The following is an 18,396-nucleotide window of genomic DNA, read 5'->3' on the forward strand; positions in this document are numbered from 1 at the left end:
CGTATATACATGTGAATGCAACTCAACAACTGTGGTTGTTGAGTTATCAATCGTTAATAAGATTGAACGCCTGTGGCAATCATTGCATGAAACCATCACACGGAATCAAGGTGTTCTGTGGAGTTCGAGTTATTTTGCTGCAAGCTGTGGCGGAGCACCACTTTCAAGGATCAAACAATACATTGAGCAACAAGAAATGCCAGAATGATCTTTAAAGCCCTTCGGGGTTTTTGCCTTATCTCCCCGCCCTGAACGACGGGGCTTTACGGCGTTTTTTGGTAACTGTCAGTGTATAATTATAAGAAAATTAAAAATGGTACTGTAATCCAAGATCGATACTGTAGTTTCGGTTTTCAATTCCGACAGAATTGTCACCTAAATCTTCGGTGTAGCCAGCATCATAATAGATGAGCTTCGTTTGACCTTTACCTTCGCGATATTTATTCCAAGTAAACGCCGTATATACTTTCGTATTTTGAGTTAAATAATAACCGGCATCTATACTGGCACCAAAATAACGCACTTTATCCGATCGCTGAGGAAGAGTTAAACGACGCATATAGTGCTCGTCGTTACCCCAGGCTTTTACCCACGGGCTATATTTTAGTAAAAGGTTAAATTCAAAATCCTGATAGCGGTACTGTCCGGTTAATCCAATATAGGGCAGGCTATATTTTTGTTTATAACCAACTCCGGCCATCTCCTCAGGAAATTCTCCGATATCAGCGCCATTATCATAGACATAATGACCGCCATAAGCCGTCCAACTAAAACGTGTTTCCTGATAACCTAATACCGCCCCCAATTTGTAATTAGATTGTTTAATCAACCAACCTGCGGCATTTAAATCAAATTCATTGGCATCGTTTAGAGAAGTATCTGGGCTGGATGACCAATGAGTCCAATGATTCTGGTTTACATCCAGCCAGTCGTAATCAACCATTTTGCTATCACGTGACGATAATCTGACCCAACCACCCGCATTCATGGTTAGCCTGTCAAGGAGATCCCAGGAAACTTTGCCTCTGGCAATCAGAGCATCGCCAATTTTCCAATTCAATTGGCTGCTTTTGTATTTTGGATCCTTAGTATATCCATAGAGATGTTCGTTAGATTCTCCTTTTAGCCAACCAAGTCCAAGCGCAAAAGATACATTGCCATCGTACCAATCCAATTGTGATGGAGCAGATACTGCGATGACCCCAAAAGAAAAAGTCAATAATGGAGTCGCTATCAAGATTTTTTTCATAAATTATGAATAACCTTACCAGAGTGTAAATTGAGTTTTCATCATTTCTGTTACCTTGATAGCAATCCAAAACCAGCAGAGATAATTTATTTAACTATCAATAACAGAGATAATAATATCTTTGATATATTACTTTTATTGTTATATACCTATAGTTTAAGATTATACTCTTTTGGCTATTTTTCATTTTTTTTGGTTAAATTTTTTAACTAAAACTTGAAGTTATTGGTTTTGAACGCATAAAACTCAGCGGCCTGCTATAAAGCAGGCCGCTTATTGTATTAATTTTCAATGATTATCCCATTCACCCAATCGGGCGTAAATCAACCCACAAAAGCTTGCTATCGGCAATCAATGGCTTAATTACCCCTTCCCGTATATCTGGTAACCACCACGCACCTTGACCAAAAGCAAGCTGGACACAATTCGCGCCTGTCATTTCCCAACGCCCTTTTAAAACATAAAGTACACCACTGTGTGATGTTGGCAGTAAACGTTCATCAGAAATAACTGAAACCTCAGAAACCCAACATGAACGGCGAGTCATGATATTGAAACACTGAACAGGACCATCCAATAATTCCGCATGGGCCAAAATGTCGCCTGAAAAATTAAATGGGGTCATCTTTTTCACCAATTCGTGTTCCAGAAAACCTGGACTGGTTAAGCGGATCCCCTTTCCTTTTAATAAAATGATTGAGCATTCAATATCAGGGAATTGCTCTAATACCCCACTTTGATGAACAGTCGTAAAACAGGCTCGCCAAGCAAAATCATCAGACACAGGCCAGCAAACAATATCCCTGGTTTCACCGTCCCCTCCAGACCATTGCACTCTTGGTAATGTTGCATAATCGAAACATTTCATTTTCATGCCACTCCCTCACTGCTTTAAGATTTTGTTTACAGAGCTAAAAGATAACCAGTGTCAATTTGTTAACAGAAACATTGGCAAATAATTTCTCTTACGACAATATTGGGATAGTTGAAATGTGATTGATTACCCGCATTCTTTTAAAAGCATATGGCACATATTCCCCAATTCTTTTACTGCCAAGGCATGTGTTTCATTCCAGGCAAATGACGTATTCAAGCGAAAAGCATGATCAAACTGAGCACTCGTGGAAAACATACTACCTGGCGCAATGCTGATATTCTTTGCCAATGCCAGCTGATAGAGTCGGTTGGCATTAAAAGGGGGTTCAAACTCTAGCCAGAGAAAATAACCACCACGCGCACTGTTTACTTTCACAGACTGGGGAAAGTATTCACCGATTGCTCGTAGCATCCGATGTTGCCGTTGTTCCAACTGCCGCCTCAATCGGCGCAGATGATTGTCATATCCTCCCTGCGCTAAATAGTCCGCAATCGCCAACTGAGTTGGCGTGCTGGCAGACACCGTGCTCATCATCTGTAATTGCTGAATTTTCTTCGCATGTTTACCTGCGGCAACCCAACCTACCCGATAACCGGGCGCAAGACATTTTGAAAATGATGAACAGTGCATGAAATTATTTTCGGTATCCCATGCTTTTATGGGTGCCGGAGGTTCCTGCTCAAAATACAATTCACCATATACATCATCTTCAATCAGGGCGATCTGGTTTTGGTTCAAAATCGCTACTAATCGCTGTTTATTTTCAGGGGGCATTGTGCTGCACAGCGGATTTTGAAAACGCGACATCAGCCAGCAAGCTTTTATTGGATATTTCTTCACAACTTCTTCTAAAGTTGCCAAATCAATACCCGTATGGGGATCTGTCTTAATAGCAATAGCTTTCAAACGTAACCGCTCTATCGCTTGCAGCGCCCCATAAAAAGCGGGCGATTCAATCACCACCCAATCCCCCGGCGAAGTGACGGATTGCAAACTGAAACTTAATGATTCCATTGCCCCGGCAGTAATAACAATTTCTTCAGGGGAAACATGGATACCGTGAGAAGCATAGCGGCGGGATATACTACGCCGTAACTTTTCATTACCTGGAGGTAAATTTGCCAGCGAACTGTGTGGCACGAAACGACGGGCGACTGAAGCCAGTATTTTTGACAATTTGGGTTCGGCTAATAAAGAAGGATCGGGAAATGCTGAACCGAAAGGAATAATTTGCGGATCTTTGCATGCCTGCAAGACATCAAATATGGAGGCACTGATCTCCACATTTTCACTTAAGTTAAGCCCCTTCCCTCCTTTTGCCGCCGCAAAGGGTTTTAACCGAGTGGCAACATAATACCCTGATTGTGGACGCGCCACGATCCAACCCTGACTTTCCAGCAACTGGTAAGCTTGTAGCACCGTCATCAAGCTCAAACCCGACGATTTCACCGATTCCCGCAATGAGGGTAATCTATCACCCACTTGCCAAATATCGTCTTCTATTTGTTGGCGGATCACACCAGCCAATTGTTCGTAACGCGTCATATGCCTGGCCTTCGTCTAAACTGTTATAGGTATAAAGTAAAAAATTTTCAATATTATACTTGGTGTTTTCTGAAACAAAAATCACTCTATGATAAGAGTTAATAAATCCACCTGAAAAAGATAATTCCCATATACCCACGATTAGAAATTGCCTAATAGTAATAAACTTCAAGTTGCCATTTACAACATTATATGAAACCTGATATCTCCCCGCTTCGCGGGGAGATATCACACGTATCCTGAAGTTAGATTGGTATAGATTGTTATTTTTTAAAATGTCAGTGAAATACTTTCAATACCATCTGTACCTGTTTTTCAAACAGTACTCATTGCTCACAACACATCATGTGACTAACTTTCACTCAAAACTGTTATAGTAAATAAAGTAAAAATTGTCACTATTATACCCAAATACCTTGTGTTCTACTTGCCTATACCTTCTAACTTCGTTTATCCATATATCCAAAGATTTCAATAAGAGGTCACTATGTTAGGGTTGAATGCCCTTGAACTCGCAAGGATACAATTTGCATTTACGGTTTCTTTTCACATCATTTTCCCAGCCATCACGATAGGCTTAGCGAGCTTTCTGGCAGTATTGGAAGGTTTATGGCTTAAAACACGTAAGATGGACTACAAAACGTTATATCACTTCTGGTCAAAAATTTTCGCGGTTAATTTCGGTATGGGCGTGGTTTCTGGTTTGGTGATGGCCTATCAATTCGGCACCAACTGGAGTTTCTTTTCTGATTTTGCCGGCTCTATTACCGGCCCGTTGTTGGTATATGAGGTACTGACCGCATTTTTCCTTGAGGCTGGATTCCTTGGCGTCATGCTGTTTGGCTGGCATCGGGTCGGAGAAAAACTACATTTTTTCTCAACCTGTATGGTGGCGCTCGGCACGATTATTTCGACATTCTGGATATTGGCCTCTAATAGCTGGATGCAGACACCACAAGGCCATGAAATTATAGATAATCAGGTTATTCCTGTTGATTGGCTCGCGGTGATCTTCAATCCCTCTTTCCCCTATCGTCTACTGCATATGGGAACAGCGGCATTCCTGGCTTCAGCATTTTTCATTGCGGCTTCTGCTGCCTGGCATTTGCTGAAAGGCAATGATTCATCCGCTATGCGGAAAATGTTGTCAATGGCGATGTGGATGATCCTGATTATTGCCCCGTTGCAAGCCATCATTGGCGATATGCACGGATTGAATACATTAAAACATCAACCAGCTAAAGTCGCTGCCATGGAAGGTCATTGGGAAAACCATTCTGGTGAAGCCACCCCACTCATTTTATTTGGTATTCCTAATCAGGAAGCGGAAGAGACACGTTATGCAATCAAGATCCCTTACCTTGCCAGCCTGATTCTGACACACAGTCTGGATAAGCAAGTTCCAGCACTGAAAGAATTTGCCCCAGAAGATCGCCCAAATGCTTTTATGGTGTTTTGGTCATTTCGCATCATGGTGGGATTAGGGATTTTGATGATTTTTGCTGGCATCTGGGGGTTATGGTTGCGTCATAAAAAGCGTCTGTATGAAACCCCGCTCTTTCTCCGCTTTATGCTCTTGATGGCGCCTTCTGGCCTTATCGCAATTCTGGCAGGCTGGTTCACCACAGAAATTGGCCGTCAACCGTGGGTCGTTTACGGCTTAATGCGCACTAAAGATGCGGTATCAGCACACGGTGAAATCCACATGAGCATCAGCCTACTTATTTTCTTTGTTGTCTATGGAGCCGTATTCGGCGTGGGTTACGCCTATATGATGAAACTCATCCGTAAAGGCCTTCCACAAGTCCCAAATAAGGAGTCAGTAAATGGGTATTGATCTTCCTCTCATTTGGTTCCTGATCATTATATTTAGTACCATGATGTATATCGTGATGGATGGTTTTGATCTTGGAATCGGCATTTTATATCCAGCGATTAAGGCGCAATCCGATCGTGATTTGATGATGAATTCTGTTGCTCCCGTCTGGGATGGCAATGAAACCTGGCTGGTGCTGGGAGGCGCGGGGTTATTGGGTGCGTTTCCACTGGCTTATGCAGTCGTTTTGGATGCACTGGCAATTCCATTGACCATGATGTTATTAGGTTTGATATTTCGTGGAGTTGCTTTTGAATTTCGGTTCAAAGCCACACCAAAGCACCAACATCTCTGGGATAAAGCATTTATTGCCGGTTCAATTCTTGCTACGTTTATGCAAGGTATTGTCGTTGGGGCAGTTGTTGTCGGTTTTCCTGTCGAAAATCGTGTTTATATCGGTAACCATTTTGATTGGCTGGCTCCTTTTCCGCTGTTTTGTGGTATTGGACTCGTCATCGCTTATGCCTTATTGGGATGTGGTTGGCTGATAATGAAAACCGAAGGCCATCTGCAACAACAGATGTATCGTGTTCTGCCTCCCTTGACATTGCTGATGCTAGCCATCATTGCCATTATCAGTATTTGGACATCACTCGTACACTCAACGATTGCTGAGCGTTGGTTCAGTCTACCGAATCTATTTTTCTTCATGCCCGTACCACTATTGGTATTGTGGTCAAGCTGGCAGCTATTGAAATCTCACCAAAACTCAAGCCATTACACCCCATTTTTGACAGCACTGTTATTGATTTTCATGGGCTTTACTGGATTGGGGATCAGCATTTGGCCGAATATTATCCCTCCTTCTATTAGCTATGAAGAGGCCGCCTCCCCTCCTCAATCATTGGGCTTTATGCTGGTTGGTGCTCTGTTCATTATTCCGATAATTTTGACTTATACCTTTTGGAGTTATTATGTCTTTAGAGGAAAAATCACCCATGAACAAGGCTACCATTAAAACAGCACCACAACGCCCTTCACTATGGAAGCGTTTGGGCTGGATGGTAACAATTTGGTTTTGCAGCGTATTGGCCTTATACGCCGTATCTACGTTATTCCGCGCGCTAATGACAATGGCGGGGATGAAGGTCAAGTGATAACTCACTTTTTTAATAACTGACACGGTATTTGAATTAAGGTTTTAATCAGCAGAATAACAACCCATTGTTTAATTGATTAAAACCTTCTCTGGCAAGTTATATTTATAAAGCAGATCCATTTGAGTTAATAGATGAATGATTAACCACGCCACCAAGATACCTTATTTTAGTTATTTTAAAGTTAAATATAGTAAATTCATGACAAAACGATATCCCCCAGCCATAAAATTAACTGGGGGGGATTATTTCTTCACTGCGTGTCTACGCGATTTGAAATTTATTATCCATCAACCATAAGCCATCAATGCTTTCTGGCATAATTTAGAGCGAATACAATCTTGTTGAGAGAAATGGATCACACTGATAGCTTCGTCATCAGAAAACCGCTTCAATGCATCCATCAATCCTGATGTGATATTTGTTGGCAAATCACACTGGCTAATATCACCATTTACAATCACGGTTACATTTTCTCCTAATCGCGTTAAAAACATTTTCATTTGATTAACGGTAACATTTTGCGCTTCATCGAGGATCACAAATGCATTTTCAAATGTTCTTCCGCGCATATAGGCAAAAGGGGCAATTTCTACTTTGCCAATTTCAGGACGCAAACAATATTGCAAAAATGAAGTTCCCATGCGTTTTAATAACACGTCATAAACCGGACGGAAATAAGGAGCAAATTTCTCCGCCATATCTCCCGGCAGAAAACCAAGATCTTCTTCTGCCTGTAATACCGGACGCGTCACAATAATTTTATCAACTTCTTTATTGATTAAGGCATCGGCTGCCATCACGGCACTAACGTAGGTTTTGCCACAACCCGCTTCACCACTGGCAATAATCAATTGCTTGTTATTGATCGCCCGCATATAGCGATACTGTGCTTCGCTGCGCGGCATAATTTCTGAAGTATCCCTGCTTTCACGCGCCATTCCGATAGCCTCCACACCTCCAAGCTGTACCAGTGAAGTGACATTATCGTTATCGTTATCCCGATAACGTGATTCCTTTTTTAACATTCTTCTAACTTCACGGCGAAATTTAATCACTGCTTTCTGTCTACCCATAGTCGCACACCTTATCGTTAGCCTCACTTTGCGGTGTCTTAACATCGATGTTATTTATAGATAGGAGCTCCCTTTTAAGCTCATTAATGGCCCATAAAAAAACCGACGCTAAGATCGTCACTTTTTATCAGTGACATGATCTTAAGCGCCGGCTCCTAACTGAGAATGCAATTTTAGTATCTGTCATTAGCATTCCTCGCATCTTTCCGTTTTCTTTGGTGTAATCTAACGGACTATGATGTCAGTATAATGACAGTTTTTTATTTATGACAAGCTCAAAGGTTAAATTTTACTGAAACATCGTTTGATTTTTATTAGCAATATATTAACAACTATATTTTACAATTACCTGCCAAGTGATATCCCGCTTTTTTGGCTTCGGCTTCTGAGCGGAAGTAAATTGCGTTTTTATCTGCCACCGTTTTATAGCCAGCACAGTGTGAAAAATGATAAATCTGGCTATTTTTATTTCCCTTAATTATCTCATTTTGCGCTATCTTTGATGGCGCCCTTTGGGTTGATATCTGGCTATTCCCTGCATACAAATTATTTTGCTTTGACGCACGGCTCTGCCCCTCTCCCCCTTTTTGCGATACTAAACCTTGGCCTGAATTTTTATGCCCTAATTGCCATTTTTTGCTGCCAGTCACAAATGGGTTATGGTGCCCCATAATCTTGGCGATTCGGTTATCTCTTTCACGCTCCCAGGCATCTACCGGATATTGACGATCCCATGCCATCATCAATTGTTGCTGTTGGCGTGACATAGTCAGATTATAACGGTCATGCATATAGAAATAGACTCTGGCAACCATGCCTTTTACTCTATCTCGTGGTTCAAACAGACGTGATTTAGAATCCACCTTACTGCTACATGAGCCATACATATTCGGTGTGTTTCTAGCGAGCATTCCGTAACCAAAATTACTGCGATCACCGTTCACTTCACCAATTGATGGTGCCAGGTTATGCATGTCTGATTCGATCATGCGAAAGACAGGATCGGTCTCAACGCAGTTTTTCCGCCCACCATTCTGCCAACATTGACGCTGATGCCCAAATACCCAAGCGGGCACCATATGTTCCCATTCAATACGTGCAGCCCTTGTTTGCTGTGATCTAACGTGATAACCGCAAGAAGCCAGATCAACACGCCCACCACTTTTGCCAACCCACTGCCAATCACAGCCACAATATAGTGTGCCTATGCCTGATTTTGTTTGTCCGTTATAAACATTTTTTCTTGATTCAACTTTAGCTTGTTCGAAGCTGGTCGGTGCACTCCATGCATGAAAAGAGAGCGTTAACCCAAAAACCAAAAGATAACGTGCCAACTGGCCTATTTTACTATTCAAAATAATACCTATTTACCTATTGTGCATAACATCCATCTATTATCCTGCCTGACAATACCCTAAAATGACAAATATTATTCGTCGCGTTCCCTTTAACGATTAGGAAAACATCAACACATTATTTAATGTAATTGATAATAATATGATTTAATCCACCGATTAACATATTTTATTGGCACATTAAGCAATAAAATATTAAGTTTATTAAACTATTGATCTCTGTTTATTTGGATAATATTAAGACACTTCTTCAATATTTAATTGAATTTAGTAGGATAAATGACCATTAGCACTAAAACTGAACAACTTGAGCAAGAATTACTGGACGTTGTAAAGAAATATTCAGGGAATGAAGAGGTGACTGTCATTACCACTAACAGTTCAGAAAACAATTTACAAATTCAGGTTATTATTGCCGGTAAGAATCAGTTAGATATTACGCTGAATTCGTTTCCTGATTAACCGAAATTTTCTCTGTAGATTGCCATAACCCCAAATAAACCGTGCTATGTTCAAGCACGGTTTTTAACTTTATCCAGATGCAGTCAGTTATCTCACAACTAAAACAGAGATATTGGCATATCCTACAATGCCCGACGCATTTGAACCCAGCAAGTGAGTTGAGATATCTGGCCGACGAGATCCGACAATAATCAAATCTGCATTAATCTCACGCGCGGTAGACAACACCTTATCCCGTGGAGAGCCGAAGGCAACAGAGAATGATATCCTATCTTTAGGTACATCAATTCGTTCTACGACTTTTTTCAGTTCCTCTTCAGAATTCGCTATTGCTTTTTTGGCAAAAGCACTCAATAAATCATAGTGGTAACTATAATTCACGGAAAATCGGGAAATATCTGGCACAGAGTGAAAAAGATGAACCTTTGCATTAGATATTTTTGCTAAATATTCAGCATGTTTGATTGCATTATCAGTTAATATATCTTCCGCAATATCAATTGGAACTAAAATCGTATTATACATACATACTCCCCTGTAATCGGATATAACCGTTAGCTATTGAACATCAGTTAAAAGCAGTAAAATCAACAAATTATCATTTTCACTACCAATAATTATCGCACTACTAATACAGATGTTTTTGCATATCTGACAACTCCAGAAGAGTTGGAACCCAACAAATGAGTCGTGATATTAGGTCGTCTTGAACCGATAACAATCAAATCAGCGCCAATTTCATCCGCTGTAGCAGTAATTTCATCTCTTGGTGAACCGAATGCAATCGAATAGGAGATCTGACGATTTGGTAACTCAATGGAATCAACCAGCTTTTTTAAGTCCTGTTCTGCCTTGATAGTCGCCTTGTCCTTAATTTCCATATAGCCTAGTGCATAAGCATTAATAATCGCCGATGAAATGGGTAATACATGTAAAAAATGTAATTTGGCCCCTGTTTCCCTGGCGATTTTAAGAGCGCAGTCAACTGCCTTGTTGGTGAGATCTTCTTCTGAAATATCTACTGGTACTAAAATAGTTTTGTACATATGCACGCTCCTACTTATCGAAATACCAAGTTATCCTGATTTCTTTTAGTATATTGAAATAAGGATAACTTACTGTGAGTCATCTAACACCTAAAACATGTTAGCGCCTATTCAAATTCATGGATAGGGATTAGCCCGATAAACCCATAAACATCCCTGCAATCGTTGCGCTCATAAGGTTAGATAAAGTCGCTGCCAGTAATGCTCTAACACCAAGTCGGGCGATATCTGCTGTCCGTTCAGGGACGACTGAGATAAATGCCCCGACCACAACGGCAATTGAACCAAAGTTGGCAAAACCACAAAGAGCAAATGAGATAACAGCAATGGTTTTAGCATCCAAAACCACTATCGGATCGTTTAAATAGGAAGAGAAGTTCACATAAGCCACAAATTCGTTAATTGCCAGCTTCTGCCCAATCAAGCTCCCAGCTAAATCCGCATGTTCCCAATTAACGCCCATAATGTAGGCTAATGGTAAAAAAAGATAACCAAACAACTTCTCCAAACTTATACCTTGCCAGCCCAACATCTCACCAAAACCACCAATAAGGCCATTAATTAACGCTATCAGGGCAACAAAAGTCATGACTACCGTTGCTACGCCAACCGCGATCTTTAGTCCCAACATAGCACCACCCGCGGCGGCTTCGATAATGCTGGCAGGCCGTTTTTCACTAAATGAAATGTGTTCAAATTGGACTTGTGAAGGCTCTATCGCAGGGCTGAGTAAACGAGCAAATAAAATACCACCAGGGATCGCCATCAATGATGCAGCCAGAAGATATTCTATCGGGACACCTAATCCGGCATATCCAACCAGCATCGAACCAGCAATTGATGCCATGCCGCTGCACATCACTGTGAAAAGCTCATTGCGATTCATTTTGTTAACAAAGGGTCTTAAAACGGCCGGTAGTTCATTTTGCCCAAGGAATATTGTTGTTACTGCGGCAAAAGCTTCTATTTTGCTAATTCTCATCGCTTTCTGGAACGCATATCCCAAGATATTAATAATCCATTTCATGATACCAAGATAATAGAGAATCGATATTAGTGAAGTAATAAAAATTATTGCTGGCAAAACTTGAAATGCAAAAATAAACCCTGCACCGTCAAACAACTCATTCATTTTAGGGCCAACTAAACTGCCAAAGATAAATGAACCTCCTGCTGAGCTGTAAGAAATAACGGCATTGACGCCATTAGCCACATTATTAATCAACCATTTCCCAGCAGGGATATAAAGCATAATCGCCCCAAGCGCTATTTGGAGAAATAATGCAGCCCCTACTGTAGGTAAGTTGATTCTTTTTTTATTGACTGAGAATATATAACCGATAGAAAGCAATATCACCACACCCAATAAGCTGCGTAAAATATCCATGATTACATTCCTATTTTTTAGCCAGCCCAAAAAAGAACGAATATATTGCTAAGTTTTTTCAGGCTGGCATTTATTTTATTATAATTTTGGATAAAAATTTGGATGGAATTTATTGTGTTTTATTCATAACTGAATAAAAGGGTCTCGCCTAATAATCTGCAATATCTGTTTTTCTCGATTTGCCATATCATGTCCTTACTCATGTTTGAACATGACAGCTTTTTATTTCATCGTTGCGTGACAGTAAAGTTTATTTATGTAGTTTATTGTCATTGTGAGAAAGTGATCGTAAGCCATATGAAAAAGCATTTACTCACGATAAATGTGACAGAAATAACAACATTAATAATGAAAATTTACTCAAGGAAAGGATTTTATACCAATTAATCGAACATATAATGTTTTATATTGTGATAATAACTGTAAAAACAATCAGATGCATAAAACGCAAAATTAAACCAACATCTGTTTGTTTTTCTATTATTTTTGATTTTTGGGCAATTAGAGAATGGTTTGTTACATCGAACGATGATTTATCTCACAACCCCTGATTGATTATCACTCCACCTTTGAACAGGTGGAGTGAAGTTAAATTGAACACGATTACAAAAAACTGGCGTTTAAAAAAGCGATTGTCGATAAGCTGTCATTGCATATCTTTAATTTTTTTAAAAACGGATACTTGTCGGAAGTATGGGCTACAAGACGAGCAGAATAACGTGGTAAAGACAGGTTGAGAGCACAGTAAGATACAGCCGTGATAACTTCATTTTGTGGTTGGGAGTGTTGTATATACGGGCCGGTATTTGGTTCTGTTATATCATGTTGGTACGATGGATTGCGTATATAATCACCGCTTTGAACGTAATAATGTGTGCTATTATCATACACATACTCCCACACTCCACGAACCAGACTGATATCAATACCTCCGACTGCAACATATTCTGACTGATATCCAAAAGTATTAATCAGACGCCGATATTCGTTATTATCTGTCTGCTGATAAAGATACTGTAATGATGAAACCACACTATAAAAATTGGAAGTCGGCCGTATGTCATAAATGTAGAATGGATCGTGCTCATCATCGAAATCAGCGCCCCACTCAAAAACAAACTCTGGATCGGTAGACGTTGCAACAAATGCTGAACGGTCAGCCTCATTTTGTGGCTCGACCCCCTGAACATGCTGTGCAATATCATCATTCATTCCCAGAGGACGAAATCCTCCATCTCTGATGATGCGTTCTAGAGGACGAAAATCCATTCGGTAAACTATATTAATTGGTGGCTGAGCATAGGATTGCGCTATGTATAAAAATACAACACATAATAAATAAAGGAATTTTAAAATTTTCATTAAATGTTCCTCTCTTAAAATTTTATCAGTTTTTAGAGAAACCAGAAAAATGTTTCACGATTATGGAAACCAAGCTTGTACTGAATCGAATTGCGGGCCACTATACCAACCAGAACCCCATAAATTACACCGAAATCCAAGTTCATCATCAAGAAGTGCCACTATCTGTCCACTGGCTTGGGCTGCCAGAATAGTTGCGTAAGCGTTTTTTCCACTATTATAGTCACTTTCTAAGTGACTATAAGCCCAATATATTTTGACATCATCGTTACTCCAACTCCGTCCTTTTTTTGATAACCAAACTGCCCATTGATCCCACTTATTAGCATTTGACCACACCCCGACCACATAACCTCTTCCACATTCCTTCATGGAGTCGATGCCGGATTTGGTAATCAGAACATTATTAGCAATAGGGTTAGGGTTGAGAAAATGTGTTTCCTTGGTTAGTTTTGTACCATTTGAGCAAGCCGAACAACTCAGCGCCATCATTATCGATATGAATAATTTATATTTTTTCATAATATTTATTTCTCCAAAAGAAAGATAATTATCTGCAAGGCAAAGCCTTACCATCCAAATCAAGTATAAAATCATTTCTTTTGTTATTTGAATACTACACACAGAAGTGTCAATATCAGAACAAGATCACAAATTGCGAATGTTTTTTGATCAAAAACAAATTTGTTGTCCCTCTTCTCTGCTTTTCTCATTAAGTCAGAGGAAGTAAATTAGTAATTTTATAATCCTTAATAAAATTAGGTATGTTAAGTTCGTCAACAAGTTGAATTTATACTTTATATTTTCTTCACAATCATGACAGTAAGTTGAGTTAGCATTAATTATGCTTATTAGTTTTTTTATTTTAAATAATAGATAAGGTTGGTTTGCATTTCATTTAAAAAACCAGTTTGTAGTTTGCACTCAATTGATAATTGAGTACATTGTAAAACCGCTTATTTACTAATAATAAATCTATTTCTATATTTTATTTCATAAGGTAATAATCAAGTCTATCTTCTTTTTCTACTTTACCACTTGGATATATCTCTCTCGACATCGGGATCGTGTTCTCTGAGAATGACATGCCCTCTATCCAGCGTTTTCAAATATATACGCATTAAACTTTAAGTTGCAATTTATAACACTACATGAAACCTGATTTCTCCCCGTTTCGCGGGGAGAAATCACACGCATCTTGAAGTTAGATTGGTATAGGCCATGCGCTGAACTATCGCAATCAGAAGTGATCCACTAAAAAACAGACATAAAAAAAGGTGCTGAAATAACAGCACCAAAATAGTGACACCCCAAAATCGAAGTTAATCTTTTTTATCTAACGGAAAAGGGACAGGATGTTTCGTGTTGTAGTTAAAGGTATACATTGCTGTTATGACCATCATGACAACTAGCGTCCATACCACTTCTTTGGCTCCGGTTCCCAAAACTGCCCAGATACAATAAACGAAGGCAATAAACGTAATAGTGATATATCGCGTTTTCTCTTGCCCAAGATGACCGTGACCAATTAACAACAAAGCTGCACAGGTATACAGGTAAGGAATCAAGGTAAAAATCACGGAGACGGAAGAAACCAACCCAAATTCTCTCGCTGCATTTGGCGAAATACTGCTGAGCTGGAAAATCGTCATTAAAACACCCAATATCAACAAACCCGCAACTGGCGTTCCAGCTTTGTTCACTTTGGCAAAGATTGAAGGAAATAACCCATCATCTGCGGCAGCTTTGGCTGTTTGCCCTGCAAGCAAGGTCCAGCCACCCAATGATCCTAAACAGCCTGCCGCTGCACAAAAGGCAACTACGGCTCCCGCGGTATCTCCCAACGCCAATCGGGCAGCATCGCCAAAAGGTGACGATGAGATTTTCAACGCCGCGTTGGGGATCATGCCCATAATCACGCTGCTGGACAGCACATAACAGACAGCTGCAATCAGCACACCACCGATAGTCGCAATCGGCACGTTACGCTTGGGATTTTTAACCACGCCAGCCGCAACAGAAGCACTTTCAACGCCAATAAAAGACCATAATGTGACGTTTAAAATACTCTGAATCGCGCCAAAGGTATTTAACCCACTGACGTTCCACGCGTCCATATAGGTCTTGCCGTTGAACCAGAACCACCCCAATACAGCGGTTGCGACAATCGGAATCAATGCTAAGGTTGTCGCTACCGCTTGCACTCGGGTAATAACATGTGGCCCGATAATGTTCAAAATGACAAATATCCACAATATGACTGTACAAGTGATGGTTAAAATAAGGGGATCTTTCAGGACGGGGAAAAAATAACTCAGGTAGCCAACGCCAATCACAACCATGGCGATATTACCGATCCAACACGCCAGCCAATATAAAATATTAGTCTGATAACCTAAAAAAGGACCAAAGGCACGTCGTGCATAGGCATAAGAACCTCCAGGGCTGTCATCCAGTGAGGAGATTTTTGCATAGACGATTGATAACCCCACGGCACCAATGATAGTCACCAACCAGCCAAGGATCGCAATACCGCCTGTTGAAGCCAGGCTGGCGGGCAGAAGAAAAACGCCCGATCCCATAATGTTACCCGCAACCATCAGAGTAACGGGGATCAATCCGACTTTTTTTGCCTCTGAAACATTTGCCTCTGAAACAATAGCCATAATTTATCTTCCCGTTTTCACTTTTTTATACACATGACGTGATAAATGCCGTTGATAATCTCTGTGCCTTCTGTTTCATGCTCAAAACCAGGAAATTCGTGATCCCATTTTTGTAACGCATGTAAATATCCAATTTGAGGACCGGTTTTATCACCAAAGTTTTCGCCTGAAAGCAGCATGGGAATGCCAGGTGGATATGGAATGATAGAGTTCGCCGCAATACGATGAGGTAAATCGTCCAATGCCACCATTTCCACATTATTGGCCACAATGGACTGGTAAGCAGCTCGCGGGGTCATTTCCATTTTAGGTAAGCCCGCATACGCCCGATTCAATTTTTCACCCGGATTATTCTTCCGCAAATAATCGAACATTTTATCGCCTAACGCTTTCAACCCTAATTGCTCATATACTTCTGGGTATTGATCTACCAAATCTGGCAACACCTTATTCAAAGGTGTATTGGCATCATAATGGTGTTTGAAAGACAGCAAGGTGTTAAGCAATGTTCCCCATTTCCCTTTGGTGATCCCCATTGAAAACAGGAACATAATTTGGAAGTCCGTAGTACGGGTCGGTACGATACCGTGCTGGCTTAACCATGCGGTGACTAATGCGGCCGGCACACCCTGTTTTTTCAACTTACCATTATCTCCCATGCCCGGAGCCAAGATACTGACTTTAATCGGATCAAGCATACTCCAGTTATCCGGCAAATCTTCAAATCCGTGCCAGCTGTCTCCCGGACGCATTACCCAGCAACTTTGTTCTTTCGTCAGTAATTCCTTTGGCGCATCCTCAAAAGCCATTTTCTTACCGGTTGCAGGATCTGTCACTTTTTCCTGATTCCAGGGCTTAAAGAACCAATCGCCCTTCTTATTGAAATCTCGATTCAAGCGCGCCAATGCTTGACGAAAATCAACGGCTTCCTCAATGACTTCCTGAGTCAATGAGTAGCCGCTATTGCCATCCATCATTGCAACCGCGATATCGTTTGAAGCGCAAATCGCATACAGAGGAGAAGTTGTTGCATGCATCATGTAGGCTTGATTAAACCGTGAAAAATCCACCGGATTGCGTCCGTCCCGTACATGGATAAAGGAGGCTTGAGATAGTGCATTCAACAACTTGTGAGATGAATGGGTAGCAAAGACTGTCGGCCCGGCGTGGGTTTTCGGATCGCCGCGCATGGCAAAATGATCATGATAAATTGGATTAAACCGCGCATAGCCATACCATGCTTCATCAAAATGTATTCTATCGACGCTTTTATCCAATAACGCCTGTACATGTTTGGCGTTATAACAGACACCATCATAGGTACAATTTGTCACTACGCTATAAACGGGTTTCTGGCTCGCGATGCCCTGAGTCAATGGATTTTGTTTCAGTTTTTTCTGTAATGTTTTAGCCTGCATTTCTTGTGGATAGATAGGCCCGATGATGCCATAGCGGTTACGGCTCGGCAGCATATAAACCGGTTTGGCACCTGTCAGTATCAGCCCCTGTTCAATGGATTTATGGCAATTCCGGTCAATGATGACCACATCATCTTCGGTCATACAAGCCTGCATAATTGTGCGGTTAGAGCCTGACGTTCCGACCACGACAGAATAAGAATGATCTGCGCCAAATACTCTAGCTGCATTCCTTTCACTTTCACCAAATGCACCGGAATGATCTAATAGCGAACCCAATGAAGCACGTTCAATTCCCATATCAGTACGGAAGAGATTTTCCCCATAATAGTCATGATAAAAGCGGCCAACCGGTGTTTTATTAAATCCAACTCCCCCTTGATGTCCTGGTGCCGCCCAGGAATATTCATAAGTTCGGCTATATTTCATTAACGCTGACATTAAAGGAGGAAATAATTGCTGGCGATAACGCTGCATGGCGGCAATGGCACGACCCGCAATAAAATCCGCAGAATCTTCCAATATCCAGGCAAATTCAGTTAACTGTTCCAGTAATTCATGATTTAGCAAAAATACCGTTTTTTCCCGATCACTTAACAAAAAGACCGGAACATTTTCCTGCCGTTCAAATAATTTATTGAGTAATTTCTGTATTTGAAGATATAACTCATCATCGATGAGTGCACAGCTTATCATTAAACAATCGAACGGTTCATTGGCTGAAATTATTGTATAACTATCATCAAAAGACTCAGCAATAATAACATCCACGTCTTTTTCGATTAATTTATCAGCCAACCTGTGCACAGCATTTTCCACATAGTGACTATGATATCGTGTACCCACTTCGTTTTCTGCTATCAATACTTTCATAACATTATTCCTTACTCTATCTCTACTTGAACTGACAGGATAAATTCAGAGTTACTTGGCAATGATCATCGAATAGTTGATACGATCAGGAAAATTTAACGATGCTA

The 18,396-nt window shown here is 40.7% G+C and carries 17 protein-coding genes; 5 read left to right on the forward strand and 12 right to left on the reverse strand.

The features are described from left to right. The first annotated feature begins 61 nt into the window (after positions 1 to 61). Positions 62 to 208 carry a transposase gene (locus IQ209_RS01325; RefSeq protein WP_339378860.1) on the forward strand — a complete coding sequence of 49 codons (147 nt, stop codon included), beginning with the start codon at positions 62 to 64 and terminating at the stop codon, positions 206 to 208. A 99-nt stretch (positions 209 to 307) separates the two neighbouring features. Here IQ209_RS01325 and IQ209_RS01330 read toward each other — a convergent pair whose 3' ends face one another. The 3 genes from IQ209_RS01330 to IQ209_RS01340 all read right to left on the reverse strand — a co-directional run bounded on the left by IQ209_RS01330 (position 308) and on the right by IQ209_RS01340 (position 3,671). After that, positions 308 to 1,249, reverse strand: a complete 942-nt coding sequence (locus IQ209_RS01330) for an omptin family outer membrane protease (protein ID WP_193848277.1) — start codon at positions 1,247 to 1,249, stop codon at positions 308 to 310. A 304-nt stretch (positions 1,250 to 1,553) separates the two neighbouring features. After that, a complete protein-coding gene (locus IQ209_RS01335) occupies positions 1,554 to 2,123 on the reverse strand; it encodes a HutD family protein (protein WP_193848279.1) in 570 nt (189 codons plus the stop codon). Positions 2,124 to 2,249: 126 nt separating this feature from the next. Next, entirely contained in the window at positions 2,250 to 3,671 is a 1,422-nt protein-coding gene (locus IQ209_RS01340) for a PLP-dependent aminotransferase family protein (RefSeq protein ID WP_193848281.1), read from the reverse strand. 487 nt (positions 3,672 to 4,158) lie between these two features. Here IQ209_RS01340 and IQ209_RS01345 point away from each other — a divergent pair, with 487 nt between their 5' ends. From IQ209_RS01345 to IQ209_RS01355, 3 genes are read left to right on the forward strand one after another with little or no spacing between them, the layout of a single operon-like run. Further along, complete coding sequence (locus IQ209_RS01345; RefSeq protein ID WP_193848283.1) at positions 4,159 to 5,508, forward strand: cytochrome ubiquinol oxidase subunit I; 1,350 nt, start codon at positions 4,159 to 4,161, stop codon at positions 5,506 to 5,508. Further along, the gene (cydB, locus tag IQ209_RS01350) at positions 5,498 to 6,505 is read left to right on the forward strand and encodes a cytochrome d ubiquinol oxidase subunit II (protein WP_193848285.1); all 1,008 of its coding nucleotides are present in this window, start codon (positions 5,498 to 5,500) and stop codon (positions 6,503 to 6,505) included. The genes IQ209_RS01345 and cydB overlap by 11 nt, the downstream gene beginning before the upstream one ends. Then, positions 6,486 to 6,644, forward strand: coding sequence for a DUF2474 domain-containing protein (locus IQ209_RS01355; RefSeq protein WP_189759742.1), 159 nt, complete (start codon positions 6,486 to 6,488; stop codon positions 6,642 to 6,644). Before cydB ends, IQ209_RS01355 begins: the two co-directional genes overlap by 20 nt. Before the next feature lie 290 nt (positions 6,645 to 6,934). Here the strand turns inward: IQ209_RS01355 and phoH are convergent, their stop codons facing one another. Further along, on the reverse strand, positions 6,935 to 7,720 hold the full coding sequence (gene phoH / locus IQ209_RS01360; protein WP_193848286.1) for a phosphate starvation-inducible protein PhoH: 786 nt from the start codon (positions 7,718 to 7,720) through the stop codon (positions 6,935 to 6,937). A gap of 332 nt (positions 7,721 to 8,052) precedes the next feature. Continuing rightward, the gene (locus tag IQ209_RS01365; RefSeq protein ID WP_193848288.1) at positions 8,053 to 9,075 is read right to left on the reverse strand and encodes an endonuclease; all 1,023 of its coding nucleotides are present in this window, start codon (positions 9,073 to 9,075) and stop codon (positions 8,053 to 8,055) included. A gap of 279 nt (positions 9,076 to 9,354) precedes the next feature. Between IQ209_RS01365 and IQ209_RS01370 the strand changes: the two genes are divergently transcribed. Beyond that, a complete protein-coding gene (locus IQ209_RS01370) occupies positions 9,355 to 9,537 on the forward strand; it encodes a hypothetical protein (RefSeq protein WP_193848290.1) in 183 nt (60 codons plus the stop codon). Positions 9,538 to 9,624: 87 nt separating this feature from the next. Here IQ209_RS01370 and IQ209_RS01375 read toward each other — a convergent pair whose 3' ends face one another. The 7 genes from IQ209_RS01375 to adiA all read right to left on the reverse strand — a co-directional run bounded on the left by IQ209_RS01375 (position 9,625) and on the right by adiA (position 18,289). Beyond that, positions 9,625 to 10,062, reverse strand: coding sequence for a universal stress protein (locus tag IQ209_RS01375; protein WP_193848292.1), 438 nt, complete (start codon positions 10,060 to 10,062; stop codon positions 9,625 to 9,627). A gap of 92 nt (positions 10,063 to 10,154) precedes the next feature. Continuing rightward, a complete protein-coding gene (locus IQ209_RS01380; protein ID WP_193848293.1) occupies positions 10,155 to 10,583 on the reverse strand; it encodes a universal stress protein in 429 nt (142 codons plus the stop codon). A gap of 130 nt (positions 10,584 to 10,713) precedes the next feature. Then, positions 10,714 to 11,970, reverse strand: coding sequence for a NupC/NupG family nucleoside CNT transporter (locus IQ209_RS01385; protein ID WP_193848295.1), 1,257 nt, complete (start codon positions 11,968 to 11,970; stop codon positions 10,714 to 10,716). 603 nt (positions 11,971 to 12,573) lie between these two features. Then, positions 12,574 to 13,332, reverse strand: coding sequence for an enterotoxin A family protein (locus tag IQ209_RS01390; RefSeq protein WP_193848297.1), 759 nt, complete (start codon positions 13,330 to 13,332; stop codon positions 12,574 to 12,576). Positions 13,333 to 13,392: 60 nt separating this feature from the next. Next, positions 13,393 to 13,854 carry a hypothetical protein gene (locus tag IQ209_RS01395; protein WP_193848299.1) on the reverse strand — a complete coding sequence of 154 codons (462 nt, stop codon included), beginning with the start codon at positions 13,852 to 13,854 and terminating at the stop codon, positions 13,393 to 13,395. An 800-nt stretch (positions 13,855 to 14,654) separates the two neighbouring features. Continuing rightward, positions 14,655 to 15,998 (reverse strand): arginine/agmatine antiporter, encoded by a 1,344-nt coding sequence (gene adiC / locus IQ209_RS01400; RefSeq protein WP_193848300.1) that lies wholly within the window; start codon positions 15,996 to 15,998, stop codon positions 14,655 to 14,657. Between the two features lie 17 nt (positions 15,999 to 16,015). After that, on the reverse strand, positions 16,016 to 18,289 hold the full coding sequence (gene adiA / locus IQ209_RS01405) for an arginine decarboxylase (protein WP_193848302.1): 2,274 nt from the start codon (positions 18,287 to 18,289) through the stop codon (positions 16,016 to 16,018). Positions 18,290 to 18,396 lie beyond the last annotated feature (107 nt).

It is taken from the genome of Xenorhabdus sp. BG5 (assembly GCF_015163665.1).
GTDB lineage: Bacteria > Pseudomonadota > Gammaproteobacteria > Enterobacterales > Enterobacteriaceae > Xenorhabdus.

Bases quoted from the DNA above. Each gene is read 5' to 3' on its own strand.
- cydB (WP_193848285.1), top strand. From the start codon at position 5,498: ATGGGTATTGATCTTCCTCTCATTTGGTTCCTGATCATTATATTTAGT.
- IQ209_RS01370 (WP_193848290.1), top strand. From the start codon at position 9,355: ATGACCATTAGCACTAAAACTGAACAACTTGAGCAAGAATTACTGGAC.
- adiC (WP_193848300.1), bottom strand. From the start codon at position 15,998: ATGGCTATTGTTTCAGAGGCAAATGTTTCAGAGGCAAAAAAAGTCGGA.
- IQ209_RS01335 (WP_193848279.1), bottom strand. From the start codon at position 2,123: ATGAAAATGAAATGTTTCGATTATGCAACATTACCAAGAGTGCAATGG.
- IQ209_RS01355 (WP_189759742.1), top strand. From the start codon at position 6,486: ATGAACAAGGCTACCATTAAAACAGCACCACAACGCCCTTCACTATGG.
- IQ209_RS01340 (WP_193848281.1), bottom strand. From the start codon at position 3,671: ATGACGCGTTACGAACAATTGGCTGGTGTGATCCGCCAACAAATAGAA.
- IQ209_RS01395 (WP_193848299.1), bottom strand. From the start codon at position 13,854: ATGAAAAAATATAAATTATTCATATCGATAATGATGGCGCTGAGTTGT.
- adiA (WP_193848302.1), bottom strand. From the start codon at position 18,289: ATGAAAGTATTGATAGCAGAAAACGAAGTGGGTACACGATATCATAGT.
- phoH (WP_193848286.1), bottom strand. From the start codon at position 7,720: ATGGGTAGACAGAAAGCAGTGATTAAATTTCGCCGTGAAGTTAGAAGA.
- IQ209_RS01390 (WP_193848297.1), bottom strand. From the start codon at position 13,332: ATGAAAATTTTAAAATTCCTTTATTTATTATGTGTTGTATTTTTATAC.
- IQ209_RS01385 (WP_193848295.1), bottom strand. From the start codon at position 11,970: ATGGATATTTTACGCAGCTTATTGGGTGTGGTGATATTGCTTTCTATC.
- IQ209_RS01330 (WP_193848277.1), bottom strand. From the start codon at position 1,249: ATGAAAAAAATCTTGATAGCGACTCCATTATTGACTTTTTCTTTTGGG.
- IQ209_RS01345 (WP_193848283.1), top strand. From the start codon at position 4,159: ATGTTAGGGTTGAATGCCCTTGAACTCGCAAGGATACAATTTGCATTT.
- IQ209_RS01380 (WP_193848293.1), bottom strand. From the start codon at position 10,583: ATGTACAAAACTATTTTAGTACCAGTAGATATTTCAGAAGAAGATCTC.
- IQ209_RS01375 (WP_193848292.1), bottom strand. From the start codon at position 10,062: ATGTATAATACGATTTTAGTTCCAATTGATATTGCGGAAGATATATTA.